The 23,555-nt window shown below is 67.9% G+C and carries 25 protein-coding genes and 1 tRNA gene; 9 read left to right on the top strand and 17 right to left on the bottom strand.

The window, feature by feature from the left end; genetic code table 11:
- Positions 1 to 74: 74 nt before the first annotated feature.
- Together GXW78_RS03820 and GXW78_RS03815 are read right to left on the bottom strand one after the other, a co-directional pair.
- A complete protein-coding gene (locus tag GXW78_RS03820) occupies positions 75 to 929 on the bottom strand; it encodes an NUDIX hydrolase (protein ID WP_211866181.1) in 855 nt (284 codons plus the stop codon).
- 18 nt (positions 930 to 947) lie between these two features.
- The gene (locus tag GXW78_RS03815; RefSeq protein ID WP_211866178.1) at positions 948 to 1,700 is read right to left on the bottom strand and encodes a hypothetical protein; all 753 of its coding nucleotides are present in this window, start codon (positions 1,698 to 1,700) and stop codon (positions 948 to 950) included.
- A 258-nt stretch (positions 1,701 to 1,958) separates the two neighbouring features.
- On the opposite strand from GXW78_RS03815, the gene GXW78_RS03810 reads away from it, so the two are divergent.
- The 5 genes from GXW78_RS03810 to GXW78_RS03790 all read left to right on the top strand — a co-directional run bounded on the left by GXW78_RS03810 (position 1,959) and on the right by GXW78_RS03790 (position 7,399).
- A complete protein-coding gene (locus GXW78_RS03810) occupies positions 1,959 to 3,824 on the top strand; it encodes an ABCB family ABC transporter ATP-binding protein/permease (RefSeq protein ID WP_338147675.1) in 1,866 nt (621 codons plus the stop codon).
- A gap of 71 nt (positions 3,825 to 3,895) precedes the next feature.
- Positions 3,896 to 4,153: a hypothetical protein gene (locus GXW78_RS03805; protein ID WP_211866176.1), complete on the top strand. Its 258-nt coding sequence runs from the start codon at positions 3,896 to 3,898 to the stop codon at positions 4,151 to 4,153.
- 112 nt (positions 4,154 to 4,265) lie between these two features.
- Complete coding sequence (rpmB, locus tag GXW78_RS03800; RefSeq protein WP_211866174.1) at positions 4,266 to 4,559, top strand: 50S ribosomal protein L28; 294 nt, start codon at positions 4,266 to 4,268, stop codon at positions 4,557 to 4,559.
- 251 nt (positions 4,560 to 4,810) lie between these two features.
- Positions 4,811 to 6,364: an ABC transporter substrate-binding protein gene (locus GXW78_RS03795; RefSeq protein WP_211866172.1), complete on the top strand. Its 1,554-nt coding sequence runs from the start codon at positions 4,811 to 4,813 to the stop codon at positions 6,362 to 6,364.
- Between the two features lie 108 nt (positions 6,365 to 6,472).
- Positions 6,473 to 7,399, top strand: coding sequence for a BKACE family enzyme (locus GXW78_RS03790; RefSeq protein ID WP_211866170.1), 927 nt, complete (start codon positions 6,473 to 6,475; stop codon positions 7,397 to 7,399).
- 391 nt (positions 7,400 to 7,790) lie between these two features.
- Here GXW78_RS03790 and GXW78_RS03785 read toward each other — a convergent pair whose 3' ends face one another.
- The 6 genes from GXW78_RS03785 to GXW78_RS03760 all read right to left on the bottom strand — a co-directional run bounded on the left by GXW78_RS03785 (position 7,791) and on the right by GXW78_RS03760 (position 11,580).
- Positions 7,791 to 8,153, bottom strand: a complete 363-nt coding sequence (locus GXW78_RS03785; RefSeq protein ID WP_211866168.1) for a gamma-butyrobetaine hydroxylase-like domain-containing protein — start codon at positions 8,151 to 8,153, stop codon at positions 7,791 to 7,793.
- A complete protein-coding gene (locus tag GXW78_RS03780; RefSeq protein ID WP_211866166.1) occupies positions 8,153 to 8,350 on the bottom strand; it encodes a Trm112 family protein in 198 nt (65 codons plus the stop codon). The genes GXW78_RS03785 and GXW78_RS03780 overlap by 1 nt, the downstream gene beginning before the upstream one ends.
- Before the next feature lie 13 nt (positions 8,351 to 8,363).
- Positions 8,364 to 9,029, bottom strand: coding sequence for an LON peptidase substrate-binding domain-containing protein (locus tag GXW78_RS03775; RefSeq protein ID WP_211866164.1), 666 nt, complete (start codon positions 9,027 to 9,029; stop codon positions 8,364 to 8,366).
- A gap of 16 nt (positions 9,030 to 9,045) precedes the next feature.
- Entirely contained in the window at positions 9,046 to 9,990 is a 945-nt protein-coding gene (locus GXW78_RS03770; protein ID WP_211866162.1) for a tetratricopeptide repeat protein, read from the bottom strand.
- Between the two features lie 108 nt (positions 9,991 to 10,098).
- Positions 10,099 to 10,608 (bottom strand): prolyl-tRNA synthetase associated domain-containing protein, encoded by a 510-nt coding sequence (locus GXW78_RS03765; protein ID WP_211866160.1) that lies wholly within the window; start codon positions 10,606 to 10,608, stop codon positions 10,099 to 10,101.
- Positions 10,609 to 11,580: a Bug family tripartite tricarboxylate transporter substrate binding protein gene (locus GXW78_RS03760; RefSeq protein ID WP_211866158.1), complete on the bottom strand. Its 972-nt coding sequence runs from the start codon at positions 11,578 to 11,580 to the stop codon at positions 10,609 to 10,611.
- Between the two features lie 141 nt (positions 11,581 to 11,721).
- Between GXW78_RS03760 and GXW78_RS03755 the strand changes: the two genes are divergently transcribed.
- Together GXW78_RS03755 and terL are read left to right on the top strand one after the other, a co-directional pair.
- A tRNA-Gly gene (locus GXW78_RS03755) sits at positions 11,722 to 11,796 on the top strand.
- A gap of 579 nt (positions 11,797 to 12,375) precedes the next feature.
- Complete coding sequence (gene terL, locus GXW78_RS03750) at positions 12,376 to 13,959, top strand: phage terminase large subunit (protein WP_211866156.1); 1,584 nt, start codon at positions 12,376 to 12,378, stop codon at positions 13,957 to 13,959.
- A 138-nt stretch (positions 13,960 to 14,097) separates the two neighbouring features.
- On the opposite strand, the gene GXW78_RS03745 is transcribed toward terL, so the two are convergent.
- Positions 14,098 to 14,322, bottom strand: a complete 225-nt coding sequence (locus GXW78_RS03745; RefSeq protein ID WP_211866154.1) for a hypothetical protein — start codon at positions 14,320 to 14,322, stop codon at positions 14,098 to 14,100.
- 10 nt (positions 14,323 to 14,332) lie between these two features.
- Positions 14,333 to 15,076, bottom strand: coding sequence for a TSUP family transporter (locus GXW78_RS03740; protein WP_211866152.1), 744 nt, complete (start codon positions 15,074 to 15,076; stop codon positions 14,333 to 14,335).
- Between the two features lie 85 nt (positions 15,077 to 15,161).
- On the opposite strand from GXW78_RS03740, the gene GXW78_RS03735 reads away from it, so the two are divergent.
- Complete coding sequence (locus GXW78_RS03735) at positions 15,162 to 16,043, top strand: LysR substrate-binding domain-containing protein (protein WP_211866150.1); 882 nt, start codon at positions 15,162 to 15,164, stop codon at positions 16,041 to 16,043.
- A 2-nt stretch (positions 16,044 to 16,045) separates the two neighbouring features.
- Here the strand turns inward: GXW78_RS03735 and GXW78_RS03730 are convergent, their stop codons facing one another.
- The 3 genes from GXW78_RS03730 to GXW78_RS03720 form a co-directional block, all read right to left on the bottom strand.
- On the bottom strand, positions 16,046 to 16,789 hold the full coding sequence (locus GXW78_RS03730) for a recombinase family protein (RefSeq protein ID WP_211866149.1): 744 nt from the start codon (positions 16,787 to 16,789) through the stop codon (positions 16,046 to 16,048).
- Complete coding sequence (locus GXW78_RS03725; RefSeq protein ID WP_211866147.1) at positions 16,789 to 17,616, bottom strand: DUF3489 domain-containing protein; 828 nt, start codon at positions 17,614 to 17,616, stop codon at positions 16,789 to 16,791. Before GXW78_RS03725 ends, GXW78_RS03730 begins: the two co-directional genes overlap by 1 nt.
- Before the next feature lie 235 nt (positions 17,617 to 17,851).
- Entirely contained in the window at positions 17,852 to 18,109 is a 258-nt protein-coding gene (locus tag GXW78_RS03720; protein ID WP_211866145.1) for a dodecin, read from the bottom strand.
- Between the two features lie 57 nt (positions 18,110 to 18,166).
- Between GXW78_RS03720 and GXW78_RS03715 the strand changes: the two genes are divergently transcribed.
- Positions 18,167 to 18,559 (top strand): hypothetical protein, encoded by a 393-nt coding sequence (locus GXW78_RS03715; RefSeq protein ID WP_211866143.1) that lies wholly within the window; start codon positions 18,167 to 18,169, stop codon positions 18,557 to 18,559.
- A gap of 86 nt (positions 18,560 to 18,645) precedes the next feature.
- Here the strand turns inward: GXW78_RS03715 and GXW78_RS03710 are convergent, their stop codons facing one another.
- The 4 genes from GXW78_RS03710 to GXW78_RS03695 all read right to left on the bottom strand — a co-directional run bounded on the left by GXW78_RS03710 (position 18,646) and on the right by GXW78_RS03695 (position 23,544).
- Positions 18,646 to 19,899 carry a cation:proton antiporter gene (locus GXW78_RS03710; protein WP_211866141.1) on the bottom strand — a complete coding sequence of 418 codons (1,254 nt, stop codon included), beginning with the start codon at positions 19,897 to 19,899 and terminating at the stop codon, positions 18,646 to 18,648.
- A gap of 58 nt (positions 19,900 to 19,957) precedes the next feature.
- Positions 19,958 to 20,932 carry a DUF2950 domain-containing protein gene (locus GXW78_RS03705; protein ID WP_246521831.1) on the bottom strand — a complete coding sequence of 325 codons (975 nt, stop codon included), beginning with the start codon at positions 20,930 to 20,932 and terminating at the stop codon, positions 19,958 to 19,960.
- An 11-nt stretch (positions 20,933 to 20,943) separates the two neighbouring features.
- Positions 20,944 to 22,440: a DUF3300 domain-containing protein gene (locus GXW78_RS03700; protein WP_211866139.1), complete on the bottom strand. Its 1,497-nt coding sequence runs from the start codon at positions 22,438 to 22,440 to the stop codon at positions 20,944 to 20,946.
- Between the two features lie 192 nt (positions 22,441 to 22,632).
- On the bottom strand, positions 22,633 to 23,544 hold the full coding sequence (locus GXW78_RS03695; protein ID WP_211866137.1) for a Hint domain-containing protein: 912 nt from the start codon (positions 23,542 to 23,544) through the stop codon (positions 22,633 to 22,635).
- Positions 23,545 to 23,555: the final 11 nt, after the last annotated feature.

Below are 23,555 nucleotides of genomic sequence, written 5' to 3'. Positions count from 1 at the left end.
GATGCGGCGGACCACGCGGCCAGGATGTGGCCGGCAGGGTTGCCGAAGCATTGACCAGCCGCCGCGTGACCGCGTCAGTCCGGCCCCTGGTCGAGCCCCGCCCGCAGCAGGCCATCCGGGTCGTGAATCAGCCCCTCGCGCAGGAACAGGTCGATGAGCACGAGGTTGACGTTGAACTTCACGTTGTCGGTCGCGCGCACCGCCTCGATGAGCCGGGCGGCGGGCCACAGCTCGAAGCGCTCGACCTCGTCGTCGTTGGGCTGGGGCACCACGCCTTCGGGGATGTCGAGGTCGTAGCAATGCAGTACGTCGCGGCGGAGCCCCTCGGCATTCGCCATGACATAGGAGACGCGGCCGACCGCGCGGGCACCGGCGGCGAGACCCGCCGACAGCTTGGCTTCCTCGTCGGCTTCCTTGACCAGGCATTCGGTGGGCGACAGGCCCGCCGGGATGCCGCCGGCGACGATGTTGTCGATCTGGCCCGGGGCGACGGCCTTGTGCGGCGACCGATGGCCGACCCAAACATGCAGCCCGTCCGCCCGCCGCACCAGCCCGTTGACGTGCACACCCTGGGACATGATGCCGAAGGCCGGCAGCGCGCCACGGTCAATGGTGGCGAGGGTCGGCCCGGCGGTGGTCTCGCGCACGTCGAAAGCCTCCCCGCGGATGCGCAGGAAGCCGCCGGCGGCGAGGGTGGGCAACGCCTGTGCGAGCGCCTCGCCGCGCATGCCGGGGCTGCGCAGCCGCGCCGCCAGCGCGACGCCGTCACGGTCGAAGTGGAAGTCGCGCGGGCGGAAGGTCAGCGCCTTGGCGAGTTCCGGCGATACCCAGCCGACCTGCGCCGCGCCCATGCGGAAGGGGATCAGGCCCGCGGGAGAGCCGATGTTGTTGCAGGCGTCGATGTGGCGCTGGAAGGCGGGGTCGGGCATGCGGCCTCGGTCATGCGGTCAGCCGCGACGCGGCGGCGGAACCCGGGAATAGGAAAGGTAGTGGTAGCTTTCATACGGCCAGCGCCCGTTCAGCAGCGAGGCCGGGACGCTCCGCTCCTCCTCCCACGCATCCGCTAGCATCGCGACGTCGGCCCATTGCTCGAAGGGCGGCTCCTTCTGGTTGCCGGAGACGTCAGGGATGCCGACGACGGCGACGGTGTGGTTGCGGAAGTAGCGCGGCCCGCTGCGCGGCAGGATCAGGATCAGGTCGATCGGCGCCACCCCCGCGTGGTGCAGCAGCGCGAAGGTGGTCGAGGCGATGTAGCCGCAATTCCCGGCGCCGTGGCGGATCGCCTCCGCCGCGACCTCGTCCACATGGTCCAGCCGGTAGGGGTCCGTGACCGGCAGCCGCATGGCGTGCGCCTCGTCATAGTCCAGTTCCCCGACCGCGGTATCGACCTGGTTGGTGCGGACGGTGGAAGTGAACCAGCGGTCGAGCTCCGCACCGAGTCGGCGGATCGCGAAGGGATCGTCGGGCTTCTTCTCCGGCCGGTCGAAGCTGCGCAGCTGGCGCGGGCCGCCGGCCGGCACCTGCCCACCCCAGCTGCCGCCCGAGAAGGGTGCGATCTGGTTCGACGCGCCATGCGCGATCAGCGAGCGGGTGATCTTGATCGCGGTTGTCGCCGCGATCGCGTAGTTGCCCGCGATCGGACGGATCGGGCCGGCGAGGGCCGCGATGCGCTGCTGCTTGGCCTGGAGTTCAGGGGTCATGGGCTCGGGGGGACAGGCGCCGGGCGGGCGGCGGGAAGGACGATCATGGCTCGGCATTATCGTGATCAGCTACCCTGGCCGCAACGCAGTGTTTCAGGGGCGGCGGATGCCCCATAGGCCAGGGTCGCGCCGGGACGGACGCAGGAAAGCCATCGCGCCCTTGCGTCCGGAGCGCATATGGCGCCCATGCGCCGCGGGCGCTTCTCTTTCCGCGCCGCGGCCCCATCTGCGGGGGCCTGACCGGGAGCATCCGACCGCGTGCCTGCCGCCACCCGAGAGAACCACCTGCGCGCCCTGCTGCGCATCGCCCCTTATCTGTGGCCGAAGGGCGAAACGGAGCTCCGCATCCGCGTCGTCGGCGCGCTGGTGCTGCTGGCCGCGGCGAAGGCCGCCAACGTGGTCGTGCCGATGCTGTACGCCCGCGCAGTGGATGCGCTGGCGCCGCAATCGGGGGTGGGCGCGGCGCTGACCGTGCCGGTCGCGCTGCTGCTCTGCTACGGGCTGATGCGCGTGCTGGCCGCCGCGTTCGGGGAATTGCGCAACGCCGTCTTTGCCAAGGTCCAGGCGCGCGCGGCGCGGCGCGTCGCGCTCGAGGTGTTCGAGCACATGCACGCGCTGTCGATGCGCTTCCACATGGATCGCGCGACGGGCGGTCTGTCCCGCGTGATCGAGCGCGGCGTCCGCGGCATCGCCACCTCGCTGAACTTCCTGCTGTTCAACATCATCCCGACCATCGTCGAGATCCTGCTCGTCGCGATCATCCTGTGGTGGCTGTTCGCGGCATCCTTCGCGCTGGTGATGCTCGGCACCATCGCGGGCTATGTCGTGTTCACCCTGCTATTCACCAATTGGCGCCTGCGCTTCCGCCGCACGATGAACGAGACCGATGAGGAGGCGAACACCAAGGCGGTGGACAGCCTGCTGAACTACGAGACGGTCAAATACTTCAACAACGAGACGCATGAGGCGCGCCGCTACGAGGACAGTCTGACGCGCTACGAGCGCGCCTATGTGCGGTCCGAGATAACGCTGAACCTTCTGAACGCCGGCCAGGCGCTGATCATGGCGCTCGGCCTGACAGTGACGATGCTGCTGGCCGGACGGAACATCGCGCAGGGCCACATGACGGTCGGCGACCTCGTGATGGTCAACGCCTACCTGCTGCAACTCTATCAGCCGCTGAACATCCTCGGCTTCGCCTATCGCGAGATCAAGCAGGGGCTGACGGACATGGAGGAGATGTTCCGCCTGCTATCCGTGCCGGCCGAGGTGCAGGACGCACCCGGCGCGCCCCCGCTCGCCAGGGGCCCGGGCGAGATCCGCTTCGAGGATGTCCGCTTCGGCTACCGCCCCGACCGCGTCATCCTGAAGGGCGTGTCCTTCACCGTGCCGCCCGGGCGGATGCTCGCGATCGTCGGGCCAACGGGGGCGGGGAAATCCACCGTCTCCCGGTTGCTGTTCCGTTTCTACGACGCGACGGGCGGTGCCGTGCGAGTGGATGGGCAGGATGTGCGCGGCGTGACTCAGGCATCGCTGCGGCAGGCGATCGGCGTCGTGCCGCAGGACACCGTGCTGTTCAACGACACCATCCGCTACAACATCGCCTATGGCCGCCCCGGCGCCACGGATGCCGAGGTCGAGGAAGCCGCCCGCCACGCCCAGGTGCATGACTTCGTGATGCGCCTGCCGGACGGCTACGCCACGCGCGTGGGTGAGCGGGGGCTGAAGCTCTCGGGCGGCGAGAAGCAGCGCGTCGCGATCGCCCGCACCATCCTCAAGGACCCGCGCATCCTGATTCTGGACGAGGCGACCTCGGCGCTCGACACCCGCACCGAGCAGGAGATCCAGGCGGCATTGCGCGACGTCTCCCGCAACCGCACGACGCTGGTCATCGCCCATCGGCTTTCCACCGTGGTTGAGGCGGACGAGATCATCGTGCTGCAGGATGGCCGCATCGCCGAACGCGGCACTCATGCCAGCCTGATCGCCGAGGACGGCCTCTATGCCGAGATGTGGCGCCGCCAGGCCCAGGCGGTCGCGGCCGCCGAGGCCGCCGCCCGCGCCCAGGCGGAGGCCGATCTGGCCCGCCCGCGCAGCGGCCGGCTGGGCGAGACCATCGCCTGACCGACCGGTCGGGGGTTACATCGCGCCCCGCCTGTTCCAATCTTCGATGAAAGACTGAGGAGTGAAGCCGCATGCAGGACCCCGCGGACATGGCCCCCGAGGATCTGAGCCACGCCGGTTCGGTCGTCGACAAGGCGATCGAGTACATGATGGAGCAGAAGATCGCGCCGATCTCCATCGCCTCGGCATTGCTGGGCGGCGCGCTGGGCCTTCTGGCGCGGACGATGGACGACCGTTCCGTCGCCGCCGTGCTGCGCAACGCCCTGGCCTCCGTCGAGAGCGGCGAGCTGAACGAGGCCCGCGAGCAGGGCGGCCCGAACCGGGCCTGACGGCCCGGAAGGCTTGACGGCGGCGCCGGACTGGGCCAAAAGCCGCGCCTTCATCGCTTCCACCCGCGCGCGGGCCCTGTCTGCGCGCCCTGATCGTTTCGGGAATACCACCATGGCCCGCCGCTGCGGCATCACCGGCAAGGGCGTCCTGACGGGCAACAACGTCAGCCACGCCAACAACAAGACCCGCCGGCGCTTCCTGCCGAACCTGCAGGAGACCTCCTTCTGGTCGGACGTGCTTGGCATGCAGGTGCAGATGCGCCTGTCCACCAACGGCATCCGCACGATCGAGCACAATGGCGGCCTCGACAGCTTCCTGCTCGGCACGCCGGATCGGCGCCTGCCGACCGAGGCGATTACCCTGAAGCGTCGCATCGAGCGCGCGCAGGCGAAGAAGGCCGCGTAAGCGGCCCGACCGGGAGCCTGACAAGGCGGCGCCCTTCCGGGGTGGCCGCCTTTTTCTTTGCCCGCTGTTTGCGCTGCCCGGCGCCATTTTTCTTCACTGCGGCCGAGGGCAGTGTCGCTAGGTCATTGTTTTGGCGAGCATCTTCACCCGATCCAGGTGATTTCACCCAACAGGGATCTGCTCTAGCCTTCCCCCGGGAAACGGAAAACGTCCGGGGAGAACGCGATATGCGTCATGGAATGTTGGCTGCCGTGCTGGCTCTTGGCCTGCCGATGGCAGCGGCCGCGCAGGCACCGGGGCGCGAGGTGACAATCGCGCTGGGCGCACCGCCCGCCAGCTTCGATCCGCATTTCTTCGCCCACTCGCCGTCCTTCATGGTGCAGCAGCACGTGTTCGAGCCGTTGGTCTGGCGCGACGAGCAGAGCCGCACCATCGCCGCCATGGCCGAGCGGTGGGAGATGCTGCCCGACGGCGCCGGCTGGGATTTCCACCTGAACCCGCAGGCGCGCTTCTCCGATGGCCAGCCGGTCACGGCCGCCGATGTCGCGGCGACGTTCGCCCGCATCCCCGACGTGCCGAACAGCCCGGGCCGCCTCAGCATCTACATCAATCAGGTACGTGCCGTGGAGGCGGTCGGCCCGCACACGGTCCGCCTGCTGACGCACGGACCAGCCCCGCTGCTGCCGGAGAACATCCCCCCGGTGATGATCGTGCCCGAGCACGTGGCGCGGGAGGCCAGCACGCAGGATTTCAATTCCGGCCGCGCCGTCATCGGGTCCGGCCCCTTCCGCCTGGTCCAGTACGTCCAGGGCGAGCGCGTGGTGTTCGAGCGCAATCCGGCCTGGCGGGGCACGCCCTCGCCGTTCTCCCGCGTGACCTTCCGCGTCATTGCCAATGACAGCGCGCGCGTAGCGGCGCTGCGGGCGAACGACGTGCAGCTCATCGAGATCGTGCCGCCGCGCGACCTCGCCATGCTGGAACGCGATTCCAACGTCGCGATCTGGCGCAGCCCGGGCACACGGCTCGTCTATGTCTATTTCGACGTGGCGCGGGATACCTCGCCGGGTGTCGCGGATGCGCAGGGGCGGCCGATGGACCGCAACCCGCTGCGCGACCCACGCGTGCGCCGCGCGCTGTCGGTCGCGATCGACCGGACGGCGATCAGCCGGCAGATCATGGAAGGCGCCGCAGCGCCCGCCGGGCAGATGCAGGCGATCGGCCTCGGCGTCGCGGATCCTGCCTTGGGGCCTGATGCCTACGACCCCGCCCGGGCGCGCGCGCTGCTCGCCGAGGCAGGATGGGGAGAGGGATTCACGCTGAGCTTCGCCGGACCCAACGACCGCTACGTGAATGACGAGCGCATCCTGCAGGCGATCGGCGGCTTCTGGCAGCGCATCGGCGTCAAGGTGCGGGTGGAGGCGCTGCCGTCGAATGTGTTCTTCCCGCGCGGGGCGCGGCGGGAGTTTTCCGCGGCCATGACGGGCTGGCAGTCCTCCGCCTATGAGCCGAACAACATCTTCGCCCCCGTTCTGCTCAGCGAGAACCGCACGCGCGGCTGGGGCACGGTGAATCGCATGGGGTATTCCAACCCGCGGGTGGACGACATCTACAGCCGGGCCGTCGTGGCGCTCGATGCCGCAGAACGGCAGGCGCTGTGGCGTGAGGGCATGCGCGTCGCCATGGAAGATGCGCCGGTGCTGCCGATCCACCACCAGATGAACATCTGGGCCACGCGACAGGGCCTGACCTACGCGCCGCGGTCGGACGAGTACACGCTGGCGACGTCCTTGCGGATCGCGCCGTAGCGGCCTGCCCGCTCCGTCATGCGGGACAGCGCGCCATGCCGGGAACGCGCCCCTTCCGGCAGGCGCCTGCCCGGGGCAGGATCGCTGCATCACGTGGAGGAACCGCGCATGTCCAAGGTCATCATCACCTGCGCCGTCACGGGTGCGATTCACACACCGTCGATGTCGGACCATCTGCCCATCACGCCGCAGGAGATCGCGGAGCAGTCCATTGCAGCGGCCGAGGCCGGCGCCTCCATCATCCACCTGCACGCGCGCGACCCGAAGGACGGCCGCCCGACGCCCGACCCGGCGGTGTTCATGCAGTTCCTGCCGGTCATCAAGCAGTCCACCGATGCGGTCATCAACATCACCACCGGCGGCGGGCTGGGCATGACGGTGGATGAGCGGCTGGCCGCGCCGCTGCAGGCGAAGCCGGAGATGTGCAGCCTCAACATGGGCTCGATGAACTTCAACATCGCGCCCTCCGCCGCGCGGGTGAAGCACTTCAAGCACGAGTGGGAGAGGCCCTACCTCGAAGGCACGACCAACTACATCTTCCGCAACACCTTCCAGGACATCGAGCAGATCGTCGAGCGGCTGGGCAAGGGGCACGGCACGCGGTTCGAGTTCGAATGTTACGACATCGGCCATCTCTACAACCTCGCGCACATGCTGGACCGCAAGGTGGTCGAGCCGCCGCTGTTCACCCAGACGATCTTCGGCATCCTGGGCGGCATCGGCGCCGAGCATCGCAACCTGATGTTCATGCGCGAGACGGCGGACCGCCTGTTCGGCAAGGACTACGTCTGGTCCGTGCTGGCGGCGGGGCGACACCAGATGCCCTTCGTGACGATGGCGGCGATGATGGGCGGCAATGTCCGCGTCGGGCTCGAGGACAGCCTGTGGATCGGCAAGGGCCAGGCCGCGACATCCAACGCCCAGCAGGTCGCGAAGATCCGCCGCATCCTTGAGGAGCTGTCGTTGGAAATCGCGACGCCGGCCGAGGCGCGCGAGATGCTGAAGCTCAAGGGCGGCGATCTGGTCGGGTTCTGAACGGGAAGGATCGCTGGTCACGCCGATACTTCCGATGCCGAGTTGGAGGGGCGTTGCCCCTCCAAGCCACCCCAGCAAAGGCCGAAAGGCTTTTGCAAACCTCAACCTGGTGCGGTGCGCCGCTGTCAGAAGTGGTGCCGGAACCCGCCCTTGCGCACGAAGCGTGCCTGACGGGGCCAGCGCAGCCCGCAGCGCTCGATACCAACAGATTGCGGTCCAGGGGGTCTAACCCCCTGGCGGGGTGGTTCGGAGGGGCGGCGCCCCTCCGATCTCCGTTGCGAAGGCAGCAGGAGGGGCTTTGCCTGTCGCCGCCAAAAGCGGGGAAGAGCCCCGAAAACCATACCTGGTGTTCCCCGCGCAGGCGCGGTCGCTGCGCCCCTACCGGCGACGATCAGCGCCGCGGCGGATCCCGTGACAGTCCCCGCGCGCCGAGTTCGGCCAAGTACGTCGCCCAGCGCGTCTCCTGCTCCGCCCCCAGCGTCCGCAGATACGCCCAGGAGTAGATGCCGGTGTCGTGCAGATCGTCGAAGACGATCCGCACGGCGTAGTTCCCCACGGGCTCCACGCGCATGATGCCGACATGCCGGCGCCCGGCGACGATCACCTTCTGGTCGGGCGCGTGGCCCTGCACCTCGGCGCTGGGGCTTTCCACGCGCAGATATTCGGCCGGCAGGCGAAAGCGCGCGCCGTCCGGCCAGGCAACCTCGATCACCTGCTCGGCGCGCTTCAGGCGGATCTCGGATGGCGCGGACATCAGCCGTCGAGCTTGCGCGCCTCGTCGGGCAGCATGATCGGGATGCCGTCGCGGATGGGGTAGGCCAGGCCGGCGCGCTCGCTGACCAGTTCGCCCTTTTCGCGGTCGTAGCGCAGCGGGCCCTTGGTGACCGGGCAGACGAGGATTTCGAGCAGGCGCGGATCGACGGCGCCGCCGGCCGGGGTGGTTTCGGACATGATGGATCGTCCTCTAGATCGGCCGTCCGTCGGACGGCGCATTGGCGGCTGCCCCCATGCGCATCAGCGCGACGAGCATGCGCGCGCGCTCCGCACAGTCGGGGGCTTCCAGGAGAGCCTGCTTCTCCGGAATCTCGAAGGGGCAGACCATGGACAGGGTGGTGACGAGCATGGTGTCGGCGGATTGCTCCACCGCGTCCCAGTTCGCCTCGATGCCGCGGGCGCGGAAATAGGGGCGCAGCGCAGCGAGCAATTCAGCCTTGTCGTAGGGCGGCCGGCCGTCCTGCGGGACCAGGTCGGCCGCGAAGGCATCGTAGTCGGCTCGCACCCGGCGATAGCCGCCGGGGGCGAGCGGCAATTCCTCGGCGATGCGGAAGCGGATCAGCCCGGCCAGGGCGATCAGCAACCGCCCGTCCTCCGTCTCGCTGAAGGAGCAGAGGCGGCCGAGGCAGCCGATCCTGTAGAGCGCCGGGCCGTGCTCGCAGCGCGCCTTGCACGGGTCCGGCTGGATCATGCCGAACATCCGCCCCCGCGCGAGGCTGTCGAGCGCCATCGCGAGGTAGCGCGGCTCGAATACGTTGAGCGGCAGCCTTCCCTGCGGCAGGAGCAGCGCGCCGGGAAGGGGGAAGATCGCGATCTCCTCCGGCAGGTCTGCGAAGCGCGGGTGGAAGGCTGGCATGGCGCCGGGCCCGACCTCAGCGGAAGATGACGGCCGAGAGCTTGCGACGGCCGGCCTTGCTCGCCGGGTCCTCGAAGCCCCAGGCCTCGAACAGCTTCAGAAGCTGCTTGCGGGCGGCTTCCTCGTTCCAGGCACGGTCGCGGCGAACAGCCTCGATCAGCGTGTCCACGGCAGCGTCGCGCTCACCACTCGCGCTCTGCGCTATGGCAAGGTCGATGCGCGCCGCGTGATCGTCCGGATCAGCATCGATGCGGGCCTGAAACTGGGCCAGCTGGTCGCGGGCGCGACGGCCTTCGATCTCGAGCTCGATGGCACTGCGGGCGGCGGAGAGCTCCGGTGCCTCCTTGATCTTGGCGGGCGCGCTGTCGAGCACGGCAAGGGCCTGCTCCTCCTCGCCCAGCACCAGCAGGGCGCGGGCAACGCCGGCGAGCGCCTTGGCGTTCTCAGGTTCCTGCTGCGACAGGGCGCCGAAGATTTCGAGCGCGCCGGCATGGTCACCCTCGGCGACGGCGGCTTCGGCCTCGGCCAACAGGTCGGCGGTCGGCATCTGGCCGCCGGCGGCCTTGAGCAGCGATTCGACGAAGCGCTTCACCTCGGATTCCGGCAGGGCGCCCTGGAACAGGTCGAGGATCTGGCCCTGCCAGAACGCAACGACCGTCGGCACGGACTGCAGAGGCAGGCCCATCTGAGTGAGCTGGGCAACGAGCGAGCGGTTCTGGTCGATATCGACCTTCACCAGCCGGACCCGCCCTGCCGCGGCGTTGACAACCTTCTCCAGCGCCGGGGTCAAGGTCTTGCAGGGGCCGCACCAGGTTGCCCAAAAATCGACCAGGACGGGAACCTGACGGGACGCCTCGATAACGTCCTGCATGAAGGTCTTCTGGTCGCCGTCCTTGATGACGCCTTCGGGAGCAGCAGCAGCAGGCGCACCCTGGCGGGTAGGGTCGATGATGACGTCCATGGCGGGCATTCCTCTAATCCTGCCGCATAGATGCGCCGTCCGAAGCGGCGCGCAAGCGCTGATCGGCGGGAGCGGCAGGGGAGGTGGAGCAGGACGCGCCGCAGCGGCTCAGTTGGGATCGCCAAGGTCCAACAGCGTGCAGGGATGGCCGAGCCCGGCGAAGAACCGAAGGAGTTCGGCGGGCGGGAGGCCGGTGCTCGCTGCGTTGGTCAGTGGATGCACCCAGATGCGGTCGAAGCCGTCCGCCAGCTGGCGGTCCATCACGAAGCGCACGGCGCCCGGCGCGGCATTGACCAGGCCGAAGGGGGTGACGGAGCCTGGCGGGACGCCGAGGGTCGCCTCGAGCTGGTCCGCACTCGCCATCGACACCTTTCCCGCGCCGGCGAGGCGCGCGAGGGCATTGACCGAAACCTGGCGGTCGGCCTCCAGCGTCGCGAGCAGGAACGGCCCGTCCCCTTTCGCGGGACGGAGGAACAGGTTCTTGGTGTGACCGCCGGGCAGCCGCATGGAGACATCCCGGCTTTCCGCCACGGTGAAGACCGGGCGGTGGTGATGCGTCTCGGCGGCGATACCGGCGGCGGCGAGGCGGGCGAGCAGCCCCTCAGGCGATTCGGGCATTCAGTCCAGTTTGATGTTGTTGGCGCGGACCACCCTGGACCAGACCTCGATCTCATTGTCGAGCCAGGTGCGGAAACTGTCCGGCCCCTCGACGCGATTCACGGCGCCGAGGGCGGCGATGCGTTCGGCCGTGGTCGGCACCGCCATGGCTGTACGGAGATCGTTGGCGATGCGGTTCACCATCGGCGCCGGCGTGCCGCCCTGCGCCAGGACGCCCTGCCAGGTGCCGGAATCGGCCGCCGGCCAGCCGAGTTCCTGGAAGGTCGGTACGTCCGGGAAGTCCGCCAGTCGCGCCGGGCCGGTGACGGCGATGGGGCGCAGCGTGCCCTGTTTGCAGAAAGGCGCGGTGGCAGTCGCGCCGTTGATGATCATCTGCGATTCGCCGGCGGCGACCGCCGTCAGGGCCGCCGCACCGCCGCGATAGGGCACCTGGGTGAGGTCCGCGCCCCAGTGCTGTGTGACCAGGAGCCCGGTGAGGTGGTTGCCGACGCCGACACCGGCATGGCCGACGTTCACCCTCGGGGGATTCGCCCTGGCATAGGCGACGAGTTCGGCGGCGTTCCGCGCGGGAACCGAGGGATGGATCGCGAGAATGTAGGGCGCGTAGATCAGCATCGTGACCGGCGCGAGGTCCCGCTTCAGGTCGAAGGGGAAGCGCGTGTAGAGCGAGGGCGCGGTAGCCAGCGTCGAAACGTCGATGATCAGCAGGGTGTGGCCGTCCGGCGGGGATTTCGCGACCAGGTCGGCGCCGATGTTGCCGCCGGCGCCGGTGCGGTTTTCCACCACCACGTTCTGGCCGAAGGCGCGCGTCAGGTCTGGCGCGAGGAGCCGGGCGAGGATGTCGGAGGTGCCGCCCGGCGCGAAGGGGACGATGAGACGGACGGGATGGTCGAAGGCCTGGGCGGCAGCCCTGCGGCCCATGGGCAGGACAAGCGCGCCGGCGGCGAGGCCGAGGGCGGTGCGGCGATCCATGACGTAATTCTCCCGGGAGATGTCGTTGCGGTCATGATCGCGCGGTCGACGGGCGGCTGTCGAGGAGGATGACAGAATCCTTGCGGCGGGTGGGTTGCAATCCGGGCGCAGCATGGTAGAAGCCCGGCCTCCGCACGGAGCGCGGGCGTAGCTCAGGGGTAGAGCACGACCTTGCCAAGGTCGGGGTCGAGGGTTCGAATCCCTTCGCCCGCTCCAATCGGTTTCCCAACACCATTCTCCCGTCTGGTGTCAGTCGCGGCCAGGGCCACGTTTGGCGGGCCATTCTGCATGTGGGTCGGGAAGTGACCCAAACCGAGCAGCCCGGTTTCTCTCTCTGTCGAGCCAATTCTCTCGGCACCTTGGGACTTGCGCGATTAGTTCCCGAGATAATAGCCGACTGATTCTGCACAACATTCCCCAAGACGCCGGCGCTCATAGTTGTGCCCAGCGTCGCCCGGCGATGAAAACCGGGACGGAACTCCCGGCTCTGTTGCCCCCGAGCCTCGTCGCATATCGGCCCGCCATATGGCCGCGGACGAGTCCTTCAGTCGACTCGCCGCATTACCCTTCGGAATTCTTCGGCTGAGACGAAGCCGGCCTGCTCTCGGAGGCCAACGCTCTGCTCTGGTCCGGCCAGAGTACCGGTAGAGGCCGGAGTAGCGTCGTCAGGCCGGCCTCACAGCGGCCGTCCAGGATCGCCTCGACCAGATCCGGCGCCAGGAGAGTCAGGCTGAGCAGCTTCCCAAGGAAGGACCGGTCGACTTTCTCGGCCGCCGCCAGTTCGGTCAACGATCCATGGCGACCTTGGTCGAGTTGGCGTTGGTATCGGTGCGCGCGAGCCAGCGCCTTCACCAGCGCCGGATCGGCCCTTGTGGCAACCGCGGCCGGCTCCGCCTTCGCTGGCATGACGATGGTCTTGCGTCCCGGCCGGTGACGAATCGCCAGTGGTACCCGGACTGTGATGCTGGTCGCGGTGCTCATGCCGCCGCCGCCAGCGCGCTGTGCGCGATGGCCGTGAGGTCGCGGACCAAACCGGCCAGTCCCTCGACGCGGAGCCGGATGGCCGACGGCGTGCATGACCGGCTGATGGTGTTCATGCCGCCGGGATCGGCAAAGAGCACCTACACCTCCGACCTGTTCCCCGCCTGGTTCCTCGCCCAGGGCCGCGACCGTCGGGTCATTGCCACCAGCAACACCGCTGATCTTGCGGGGACGTTCTCCCGCCGTGTGCGGGGCCGCATCCGCAGCCATGGCCCGATGCTCGGCTATCGGCTGGACCGCGAGGCGGAGGACCTCTGGACCACCAGCAATGGAGGGGAATACCGCGCCGCCGGGATCGGCGGGGTCATCACGGGCCTACGGGCCGACCTGGCTCTAATCGACGACCCGGTGAAATCCCGCGAGGAAGCCGATAGCGAGGCGCGCCGGGCCCGCGTGTGGGAATGGTTCCAGGACGACCTGCGCACGCGCCTGCGGCCCGGTGCAGCCATCGTGGTTGTCCAAACCCGCTGGCATCAGGACGATCTGTCCGGAAGGCTGCTCGAGGCGCAGGGGGACAAGTGGCGGGTGGTGTCGCTACCGGCCGAGGCGGAGGTGGACGATCCCCTGGGGCGTGCCCCTGGCGAGATGCTGTGGGGCGATGATGGTTACGGCTACGCGGCGTCACTCCAGCGCGTGAAGGCCGAGGCCAGCACCCGCAGTTGGTCGGCACTGTATATGCAGCGCCCGGTGCCGGACACCGGTGACTATTTCCAGGCCGAGTGGCTGCGTCACGTCGACGTCCTGCCGGATCGGGCCACTCTGCGGATCTATGGCGGTTCGGATTACGCCGTCACCGCCGACGGTGGCGATTTCACCGTGCATGCGGTGGTGGGGATGGATCCGGCAGGTCAGCTTTGGCTGCTGGACCTCTGGCGAGGGCAGACCGCGGCGGATGCGTGGATCGAGGCGTTCTGTGATCTGGTGAAGCGGTGGCGGCCGATCGGCTGGGCCGAAGAAACGGGTCAAATCCGAGCCGGCATTGGGCCGTTCTTGCAGCGGCGCATGCGCGAGCGCCAAGCCTATGTGGCTCGCCACGCTTTCCCAACGCGTGGGGACAAGGCGGTGAGGGCGCAATCAATCCGCGGCCGCATGGCATTGGAGGGGCTTCACCTGCCGCGGCACGCGCCGTGGCGACAGGCATTTGAGGCGGAGCTCATGACCTTCCCGGCAGGGAAGCACGATGACCAGGTGGATGCGCTGGGCCTGATCGGGCAGTTGCTCGACCAGATGGTCACGGGTCCGGCTGCGACGCCAGAGCCGGCGCCGCCGAAGGACAGCTGGGCAAGGCTTTTCGAGCGCCTGAACGATGGTGACGTGGAGGGCTGGAAGGTCGCCTGACAGCCTCCATGCATCGCATCTGTTCAACACCGAGCAACGACCGTTGGTCGGTCGTGAACGGGGCGCCTCGACAAGACGCTAGCATTCTGATGCGGCCATATCTTGACTCGCCGAAGCAATGTCGCGTTGGTGGGGCGCTCACAGAACGCGCGACACCCGTCGTGTCAGTGCAGCGTGCCCCGCCGCCGTCGCCATCACCTTACCATCTAACACGTGGACCAACCCTGCCTCCACAGTGTCCTCCCACACCGACAGGCGTGGGCAGCTGGTGCGCCAGGCATCCAGCACCTCGGCATAGGGCCGTGGTCGCTCCGCCACGAAGGCGACCAGGTCGAGCATGAGCGGGCGCAGCGTCTCGGACATTCCAACCTCCTCATTCCGTCAGCAGCAGCCAGCCACCCTGGCCGATGTAGAAACCCCCCAGCGCGGTGACGATGCGCCCGGCCCACAGCCGGTAGGTAGTGTCGCTCATGGCCTCCAGCAGCCGCTTGGCCAGCATCGTGCCGGTCATCGACGCCACCACGGCCATCGCCGCGAGCCACGGGTCGATCTGCCCGGCATCGGCCACCAACAGTCCGAAATAGACCAGTTTCAGCGCGTGCCCGATCGCCTGACAGGCCGCCTTAGTGGCCACGATCTCCCGTCGGTCCATCGCGCCGCCGAGGAAATGGCGGTCGAGCAACGGACCCGACACCCCGGTCAGCACCATCAGCGACATCGAGATCGCACCGACGATCGCGCCATGCAGCGGTTTCTGCGGATTCGGGCGGATGCGCGCCGGTAGCGCCTGCGCCAGGAACGGGCTGGCACCCAGGAGCAGCAGCGCCGCACCGCGGTCGGGCACCAGCAGCACCAGCGACCAGGCACCCAGTGCCACCAGGCATCCGGCCGCATGCGCCACCACCGGCCACGGCCGGATGCGCCGCCACCATAGCGCCGCCCTCCAGCCATTCGAGGCAACTTGAGTCACCGCATGCAGCGCCATGGCATCGGGTACCGGCAGCAGCACCAGGAGTACGCCTACCAACACTAGCCCCCCCGCCATGCCGAACACGCCGGACAGCAGGGAGGTTCCCACCATGGTCAGGATCAGCGCGGCGGTCAGAAGGGGTGACATGAGCTGGCTCTCCGTTGACCGCTTCTGTGCCAGTTGCAGGATCATCACAAACAGCGTTACCTGAGCCTGAGGCTAAGTTTTCCTGATGCTCAGACCACGCCGCCTGCCGTCGTTGAATGGAATCCGCGCCTTCGAGGCTGCGGCCCGCAGCGGCGCATTCACGACGGCGGCTGCCGAGCTGAACGTCACCCCCGCCGCGGTCAGCAGGCTGGTGCGGCTGCTGGAACAGAGGCTCGGCATCGTCTTGTTTGACCGCCACGCCAACCGACTTACTCCGACTGCGGCAGGAGAAGCCTTTAGGGCTGGGCTGACGCCGCTGCTGGACCGGCTTGCCAGACTGACGGCGGAGGTGGTCGACGCGGGTTGTCACCATGTGCTGACGGTGGGCGTCGGGCCCTCCTTCGCGATCCGCTGGTTGATCCCGCGCCTCGCGGACTTTACCCGAACTCAACCCGGCATCGATGTTCGCATCGCCACAGGCGGCGCCGCGGCTCCCTTCGCCGATGGATGGAGTTGCGGGATTCGGCTCGGCGATGGCACTTGGCCGGGACTTGTTTCCGAGTTTCTCGTCTCTGCTGATCTCGTGCCGGTTTGCGCACCGGCCGTCGCAGCAAAACTAAGCGATCCATCTGATCTGGTACCGGGCATGCTGCTTCGGGTTGCTCACGCCGCCGACGACTGGCTGCGCTGGGCGTCAACGGCGGGCTTGTCAGAGTTGCGAGCCGCAGGGCCTATCTTTGACTTCTATGGACAGGCGCAGCAGGCGGCGGCCGATGGGGTAGGCGTCGCCCTCGGAGTTCGGCCTTACGTTGACGATGATTTGGCGGCGGGGCGCCTAGTTGCACTCTTCGGCATCACCGCGCCGAAAATAGGCGGCTGGCACTTGGTCTACCGACCCACTCGCACGGCAGATCCCGCGCTCTCCGCCTTTAGAGATTGGATCCGGACAGCCGCTAGACGCGCATAAGTTCAGGTCGTCAGAGGTGAATCATCCTGCTGTTCGAGATCACCTGCGTGGCGATACGAGATGCGCCGCACGATTCTTGCGACACTCGTATGGGTCCACGCTCCAGTACCTTTCGGTGTCGGGACGCCGCGTTCATTCAACGATCGCGCCATTGCAGAGAAGCTCGGTACATCGCCAGGGTGGGGCTCGCCGATCTGGAGATGCAGTCGATGAGCGGTCTGGGCCGCCAACTTGCGTCGCGCCCGCGCGGCTGCAGTTCCGTCTGGGCCTACGGTCGGACGATATCCCCTGTCCCCGCCCAGCACCTTCCCTCTCGCCTTGGCTGCCGCCAGCGCTGCCCGGGTCCGCTCGCTGATGAGATCCCGCTCCCTCTGCGCCATTGCAGCATAGATCCGGAGCATCAGATCGTCAGCATTGGGCATGTCGGCAGCGCGAATGGAGATGCCGTCCTCTAGCAGTTGCGACAGCGTGTGGGCCCTACGCGTGATGCGGTCGAGCCGCGCCGCCACTAACACGGCGTCCAGCTGCCGGCAGCGGGCAAGGGCCGCCTGGAATCCTGCGCGCCGGTCGTCCTTGCCCGACGCGATGTCCGAGTACTCCGCGACCAGGGTCCAGCCCTGATTTGCGACGAAGGCGCGGATGCTGGTTTGCTGGGCCTCCAGCCCCAGCCCGCTGTTGCCCTGCTCGGCGGTCGAGACCCGGATGACCCCGACCGCGAGACGAGGTCCCGGTGCGCCGCTGCGCATCAGCCAGCCTCCACCGGCGCGGCGGCGGTGATCCGGTAGATGGAGTAGGAGCCCTTCGCACCCTGCTTGCTCGGCCCGACCTGCCGGACCCGCTCCAGAACCTCCACCGTGATGCCGCGCCGCTTGAGGCCAGCGAGGAAGCCCCGGACGGTGTGCTGCTGCCAGCCGGTCGCCTCAATGATCTGGGCGATGGTCGCGCCCTCGTCTCGGCGGAGCAATGCGAGGATCGCCTGCTGCTTGGTACCCGTACGCGGCTGCCGCAGTACAGCGGCATCGCGCCGAGAGTGAGGCGCCGCAGCCGGGGCTGGGCGCAAAGCAGTAACAGCGTCGTCGAGACCGTCGCGCCCAGACCCATTCCAGGCGGTCACGACGGCTGCCGCCGCTGGGCGAAGGGCTGCTGCGCGCCCGTTGCGGCCGTGCTGACTCAGCGGCGGCTGCTGATGGGCCTCTGACCCCAGGTCGCTGGTGGCGGGCGGCACGGGCGCAGACGCCGCGTGTGAGTCTCCCTGGCCCTCGACGGGCAGGCTGAGCGATGCCGCTGCTGGGGGGAGGTCCGGCATTGCCGGGGCTGCCGCGCCACTATCCGGCTCAACGCCGATGGCACCCAGCGTGATCCGGAGCACCCGGGGCTGGCCGTCGATCTGCCACGCGTTCAGCGCATTGGCAGCTCCCACGTCCTCGTCAGTGACTAGGCCCTGCTTGATCAGCGACTTCGCCACCGTCTGCCGCGCGGCGGCGGGGAGCCGGTCGGGTGGAACGGCCAGCCGATCGTCGCGCTGCCTTGCTTTGCTGAGGATCACACGCTGGGTATCGGACAGCTGCGTCATCGTTGGGCTCCGGTGCCACACCCGATGATCCGGGTGCTACCAGCCCGAGCCCCGCGGATAGAGCCTCGGCGGGGCAGCGCGGCTCTCTACGCGCACACGACCATTCGCTCCAAAGCAGCGCGAAGCCAAGCGAAGGGTTCGATCAGAATGGTGCTTACTGATCGCCACACGGCCATGGAGCCGGCATGCAGGCACTAGACGTCCTGCCCGTGCCGCTCGGACGCCACCCATGAATTCACGCCCGACAGGACGGGTCCGCCATCACGCCTCGACGCGGAACCCCACTCTTATGCTGACTTGGTACTGGTATGCTGACTTGGTACTGGGAGACTTTGCCGTCCTGCACGCGTCCTCGGATCTCACTGACTTCGAACCACTCGATGTGGCGCAGCGATTTCACCGCGCGCCCTATCGCGGTCTCGATGGCGTCGCTGACGGATTTCCTCGAGCTGCCAACCAGATCAGTCCTATGATAGACGGGCTCCTCTTCCATCGTCGCCTCCATGAATCTGCCCATTCTCGGGCCAGGCCAAGCTAGCACCCCGACAGTGTGACGGTGCGGCTCGGGCCGGCTGTCTCTTTCGCGCAGATCGGCATCGTCGGCTTCGACGGGCAGATCGAGGTCGAGGCGTTGCGCCTCTATGGGCTGCCGGAGGCGGCGCCGGCGCTGCTCTGCGGCACCCCCGCCCTGCCGGTCGGACAGCGGGAGTTCGCGGCGGAGGTGGCCTGGGACCTGCCGAACCTGGCGCCGGGAGATACCAACCTGCTCGACGTCACCGTCCCCGGCGCACGGCAGGGGGACTTCGCCCACGCGGCGTTGGCATCGTCGACGCGCTTCATCGAGCTCGACGCCGCCGCATGGTCCAACAACACCGCGTGCGTTATGGCCAGGAACATCTCGCCAGCCATCTTCGATCTGGGCTCCGCAACGCTGTCGGTGTAGGTGACAAAGCGGCGAGCGCCATGAGCCGGACAGCGGACTGGACGTTCCATCGGCCAAATCACAAGGCTGTCCCGATTCGTCAGTCGTCAGCCTTGCACCGGTAGAGAGGCTGCAGGGCTTTGCGTGGTATCGTTCTCACCGACACATCCACGCAGCCGCGCCACCGCACGCTCCGTCAAAACCGGCCCGACCACTGCGGTGACCATCACCAGAACCAGCACCGCATTCAGCATCCGGCCGTCGAGCAGACGTTCCCCCGCGCCGTTCAACGCCTCATAGCCGACGAGTGTCGCTGCAAGGGTTGCCGCCACCTGCGGCACGGTGAGTGAGGCCATCAACAGCCTATCTGTCGCTCGGAAACCGAAGGTCCGCCCCGAGACTTCCGCGGCGATCCATTTGGTTCCCAACAGGGCGAGGACGATGGCCAGCACAAGCGGCAGGTCGGTGGTGAGCGACGAGACCAAGAGCCGCAGGTCCACCAGGAATCCGGTCACGATGAAGAAGGCGGGGATGAACACCCCATTCCCGAGGAATTCGAGCTTCTCCTTCGCGCTGGACGTCTTGACCGCCTGGTTGACCGCAATGCCCGCCAAGAACGCACCAATGATGCCTTCGAGCTGGATCATTTCCGCTGTCATCGCGGCGACGCTGACGACGATCAGCAGCAGAGTAAAGCTTGCCTGTTCACTATTCCCATGCGCGCAAACTGCACGGCGGGCAAGCGGCCCGACGATGCCGAGCAGAATCACCGCAAACGCGATGAGTTCGCCGACCTGGATCACGATTGCCATCGGAGCAAAGCCGCTGCGATGCGTCGTCAGGCATGCAGCGAGCACGAGCAGGGCCAGCATGTCGGTCAGCACGGTCGCACCCACCGTCACGGTGACCGAAGGGCGCGCCGACAGCCCCGCCGCGGTCACTATGGGAAAGGCGATCAGCGTGTGCGAGGCGATCAACGAGCCAATGAGTAGCGCGGCGACCGGCGAATACCCAAATGCATGGCCGACCGCAAAGCCACCGGCCAGCGGAAGCGCGAAGGTCGCGACGCCGAAGGAAAGCGCCCGTCGTCGCGCTCGTGCGAACTGGTCGAGATCGATCTCCAGCCCGACGAAGAACATCAGCAGCAGCTTGCCGATCTCGCCGAAAAAGGTGGCTACCTCGGCATGCCTCGGGATGATGCCGATCAGATGGGGGCCGACCAACACGCCGATCAGGATATATCCGATGCACTCCGGCAGGCGCAGCCGCGGGCAGATCCACCGAGCTGCCATCACGCCGAGCAGCAAAATTGCAAAGCGTGCAAGCGGCGGCGCCTCGAGCCCGGCTTGGTCGACAACCATGGACGCGCCCCCTCTTGGCCGCCGCAACCGCGCCCTGTCGGCGGTCACGGCGATACGCTTACTCGGCCACCCGCACCCACCCCTCGCCCGGGTCGAAGGTCGTGATGGCAGCCGCTTCCCGAACCGTACCAGGGCCGAGGTCCTGTTCCCACACCACGCCATCGTGGCTGATCATGAAGGTCTTGATGCCGGTCGAACCATATTGCGCCGGCGCGGCGATGATGGCGAAGCCGCCGATCATCCGTCCATTCACCACGTAGTCCATCGCGCCACCGGGGGCGGCGGCACCTTGGCGTTCCAGAATGCGGTAGACATAGCCGTGATAGGGCTCGGGCCGTTCGCCGCGCTGCCGACGGCCATAGTCGCCGGCGCTGGCTGCGGCCGCCAGTGGGCCAAGCGGGCTTTCGTCCTCGACTTCTGCGGTCGGCCAATAGAGCCCGTCACGCTGTCCCGGCGTAGAGAAGAAACGCCGCGCATAGGCGCGCAGCGCTCCATGCCGGCCCGCTGTGCGCGCGTACTCGTCCTGCGCATCGCCCATAGCTCGCAGCGTCTCGATGGTGTCGAGTTCGTTGCGGCCGATCCGGCGGTCAACGATCTCCTGTGTCGCCGCGGCAGCGTCGAAGCGCCAAGCGCCTCTGCGCTCCACCATCGGAAGCGGCATAGGCCAGTCATCCGCGCCGAGTTGCAGGATCGCTTCGTTCGGTGTCGGGCGCAGGATCTCGTTCTTCAAAGCGTACTCATCGAGGACCCTTGTGCGTGCCGCGCGGTCGATGGCGCGGTCGCCGGATCGCACCAGGCGCTGCCCGGCCGAACCCAGGATGCTCAGCAGGGCGCGATCGTCGTCCGCGCGCAGCGCGGCGATGAGCGCGGCGAAGCCTTCCTCGGGGGATTGGAAGGCGCGGGGGGCAATCGGCCGAGGCGCGCTCGGACGTGGGGCCGCCTCGGTCGGTCCTTGCGTTGCGGGAGCCTGCGCCGACACCGGCATCGCGATCAGGGATGCGACAAGCAGAAGGGGGGCAATGGTCGTGTTCATGCTCCGTCTCCTCACCGATGCCGCCCGCCGCCGCGTCCGGCATGGCCACCACCGCCTCGTCCACGATGCGCCGCGGCGCCCCCTCCGCGATGGGGTTGGGCAGCGCGCCGCTGCTGCGCATGGGCGCGGGCCGCGGGTTGGCCCTGACGGCTCGCCCTGCCACGGCTCGCGGCCGCGCGCTCATGCCTGCCCTCGCCCGCGCCACGAAGGCCCTGCGGTGCTTGTCGCGTCGGTGCCGGGCGCGCCTGGGGGCGCCCACTTTGCCGGTGCGCCACGGCAGGGCGCTGCGCGGCCGGTCGCTGTCCACCGGGTCGATGGGTCGCCGCGCCGCCGTGGCCGCGGTCAGCCAACCCGGGCCGGTCGCCACGTCCGCCGGCCTGCTGGCCACCTATCGCCGGTCGATCACCCCCGCCGGGACGACGGTCCCCAAGGGTGGGTCGATCTGCATCGGGACGCCGCCCGCCAATCCCCTGCCCGCGATCGGCCTGTTGGGCGCGGCCGCGAAACTGCTCGCGCGCTTGTACCCGGTCGCGCCCGCCGCCAGTGCGATGACCGCCGACACGATCGCGCACCGCGTCATTGCGATAGGCCACCCCATGTCGGTGCGAGACGTCATGCTGCCAGCGATTGCCGCTGATCTGGCTGCGATTGACATTGATGTTGTTGAAGCGGTTGACGTTCACGTCGATGTCACCGCGTCCCCAGCCTGGTCGCGCCCAGCCCCAGAGCGAGTTCACCACCGCGACGCTGCCGGCGAAGGCCATGCCGGTGAGGATGGCGTTGCCTACGCCCCAACCGACTGGCGGCGGATAATAGGCTGGCGGATACTCCGCATACGGCCAGCTGCCATACACCACCGAGGGATTGTAGGCCGGCACAAAGACCTGATCGGGATTGGTCGGCTCGATGACGATGGTCTGCGGCGGCGGCGCGACGGCGGCACCCTGCGCCGGGGCGGCGTTGACGGTTTGCGTCACGTTCACCGTCTGCTGCGGGCCGCTCTGCAGCGATCCACTGGCCTGCGCGCGGCCGCGCAGCACCTGCACCGCATTCAGAACGTCATCCTGCTGTGCGAGCACCGCATCGCCGACCTGCTGCGTCCAGTCGAGCTGGTCGTTCATCAGGGCCAACACATCGGCGAAGGGCACGACCGACTTCACAGATGGGTCCCAGGGCTGCTCGTTCAGCGCCTGCACCAGAGCGTCGCCGGTAAGGGAGGCGTTTTGTCCTTCAGCCAGCCAGCGCTTTGCCTGCACAATCTCGAGCGGATAGGTCGCGGCCATCAGCACCTGCATCAGCAGGTCGTCCGGATACAGCGCGATCGGCGCAAGCAATTGTTCGAGCTGCGCCTGGGTGAGACGCTCCTCGCTGGCCGCGACCGTTTGCCCGGCGGGCGGAGCGGCCGGTGCCGATTGCGCCGCAGCGAGGTTGGCTAAGATGACCGGCCCTAACGACGCGACAGGCAAGGCGAGTGCGACTGCGATGCAGCGGAGCGATTTGATCGTCATCCGACATGATTTGGACCGGTTCCGCATTCATTCCTCCCGACGATACTGATTGGACGCGGCGCGCACCCCAGCGGCAACGCACAAACTGGGCCCGGTCATAGCCCCATCCGGCGAGACGGCTAGCGGCCGTCGCCGTCGGATGGCTAAGGCGGAAAAGGCCGCGCCTGACGCGGCCTCCGCCCCCACTAGAAGTTACGCTGCGGCCAACAGAGACTGGGCCCGCAAGCTGAGCGCCACCCTGATGCGATCTAGCGCTGGCCCGCTGCGCAGCACTGGGAGGCATGACCGGTTGTCCTTGTGCCTGGCCACAAGGGCATCGGCGCCATGCAGCAGGACGGCCAGTGTGCCATTACCGAATAGATGACGGTTGTCATCGTCGAGATAGCTTTCGCTCCAGGCGCCATCCGACAGCAGCAGGCCATGCTTCTCGAGCTCAAGATGAAAGTAGGTGACACTGGGCTGGACCGTGTCCTGCAAAATCGTCTCGCCATTCACCAACAGTCCCGCGGGCACCAGCGCGTTGTCGATGAGGATGCCGTGTGCAGGGCTAACTCGCAGGCCACGGCACGGCATGCCATCGCCCAACGAGCCTGGGAGAAAGGTGATGGGGGTCCCATGTCGGCCCGCGGGGCCGCGCGGTACAGCCACCTCCATTCGCCCCACCCAGATGAGCGGTCGGACCCGAACCTGTCCGTGTTGCAGCGTTAGAACCAGGTCACCGGAGCGGAGCGTCTGGACCGGAACCTCGCCATCCGGCGTGGCAATCATTGTCCCTTCCAGGAAACAGACGACGTCAAAATCACCGGGATCGACGGGAACAACGTCGTTCGCGGAAATCGGCGTGTTGGAGAAGTAGTAGTAGGTCCCACCCTGGTTGCCGATGTAGCCGTCGCCATAGAATCCGACGTACTGACCGCCGCCACTGATGGCGCCGGATGTCGTCATGTTGTCCCCCTCCTCGAAGGTTTCCGAACCTGGCTGGCCACCGCCGGACGGCTCGTTGTCGAAGCTCGTCACGTCGCCGGCGATGCTGTCAGTGGCGGCCGTGTAGGTGGTGCCGTCGAAGTTGAGGATGGTGTAGTAGCTGGACTCGAAAGTTGCCATCGATAGATCTC

The sequence above is a fragment of the Neoroseomonas terrae genome (assembly GCF_018129025.1).
GTDB classification, from domain to species: Bacteria; Pseudomonadota; Alphaproteobacteria; order Acetobacterales; family Acetobacteraceae; genus Neoroseomonas; species Neoroseomonas terrae.
This window is presented reverse-complemented; position numbering and strand designations above follow the sequence as displayed.

Coding starts and splice junctions, on each gene's coding strand:
- GXW78_RS03820 (WP_211866181.1), bottom strand. CDS start 929: ATGCCCGACCCCGCCTTCCAGCGCCACATCGACGCCTGCAACAACATC.
- GXW78_RS03815 (WP_211866178.1), bottom strand. CDS start 1,700: ATGACCCCTGAACTCCAGGCCAAGCAGCAGCGCATCGCGGCCCTCGCC.
- GXW78_RS03805 (WP_211866176.1), top strand. CDS start 3,896: ATGCAGGACCCCGCGGACATGGCCCCCGAGGATCTGAGCCACGCCGGT.
- rpmB (WP_211866174.1), top strand. CDS start 4,266: ATGGCCCGCCGCTGCGGCATCACCGGCAAGGGCGTCCTGACGGGCAAC.
- GXW78_RS03790 (WP_211866170.1), top strand. CDS start 6,473: ATGTCCAAGGTCATCATCACCTGCGCCGTCACGGGTGCGATTCACACA.
- GXW78_RS03785 (WP_211866168.1), bottom strand. CDS start 8,153: ATGTCCGCGCCATCCGAGATCCGCCTGAAGCGCGCCGAGCAGGTGATC.
- GXW78_RS03780 (WP_211866166.1), bottom strand. CDS start 8,350: ATGTCCGAAACCACCCCGGCCGGCGGCGCCGTCGATCCGCGCCTGCTC.
- GXW78_RS03775 (WP_211866164.1), bottom strand. CDS start 9,029: ATGCCAGCCTTCCACCCGCGCTTCGCAGACCTGCCGGAGGAGATCGCG.
- GXW78_RS03770 (WP_211866162.1), bottom strand. CDS start 9,990: ATGGACGTCATCATCGACCCTACCCGCCAGGGTGCGCCTGCTGCTGCT.
- GXW78_RS03765 (WP_211866160.1), bottom strand. CDS start 10,608: ATGCCCGAATCGCCTGAGGGGCTGCTCGCCCGCCTCGCCGCCGCCGGT.
- GXW78_RS03760 (WP_211866158.1), bottom strand. CDS start 11,580: ATGGATCGCCGCACCGCCCTCGGCCTCGCCGCCGGCGCGCTTGTCCTG.
- terL (WP_211866156.1), top strand. CDS start 12,376: ATGGCGACCTTGGTCGAGTTGGCGTTGGTATCGGTGCGCGCGAGCCAG.
- GXW78_RS03745 (WP_211866154.1), bottom strand. CDS start 14,322: ATGTCCGAGACGCTGCGCCCGCTCATGCTCGACCTGGTCGCCTTCGTG.
- GXW78_RS03740 (WP_211866152.1), bottom strand. CDS start 15,076: ATGTCACCCCTTCTGACCGCCGCGCTGATCCTGACCATGGTGGGAACC.
- GXW78_RS03735 (WP_211866150.1), top strand. CDS start 15,162: ATGCTCAGACCACGCCGCCTGCCGTCGTTGAATGGAATCCGCGCCTTC.
- GXW78_RS03730 (WP_211866149.1), bottom strand. CDS start 16,789: ATGCGCAGCGGCGCACCGGGACCTCGTCTCGCGGTCGGGGTCATCCGG.
- GXW78_RS03725 (WP_211866147.1), bottom strand. CDS start 17,616: ATGACGCAGCTGTCCGATACCCAGCGTGTGATCCTCAGCAAAGCAAGG.
- GXW78_RS03720 (WP_211866145.1), bottom strand. CDS start 18,109: ATGGAAGAGGAGCCCGTCTATCATAGGACTGATCTGGTTGGCAGCTCG.
- GXW78_RS03710 (WP_211866141.1), bottom strand. CDS start 19,899: ATGGTTGTCGACCAAGCCGGGCTCGAGGCGCCGCCGCTTGCACGCTTT.
- GXW78_RS03705 (WP_246521831.1), bottom strand. CDS start 20,932: ATGAACACGACCATTGCCCCCCTTCTGCTTGTCGCATCCCTGATCGCG.
- GXW78_RS03700 (WP_211866139.1), bottom strand. CDS start 22,440: ATGACGATCAAATCGCTCCGCTGCATCGCAGTCGCACTCGCCTTGCCT.
- GXW78_RS03695 (WP_211866137.1), bottom strand. CDS start 23,544: ATGGCAACTTTCGAGTCCAGCTACTACACCATCCTCAACTTCGACGGC.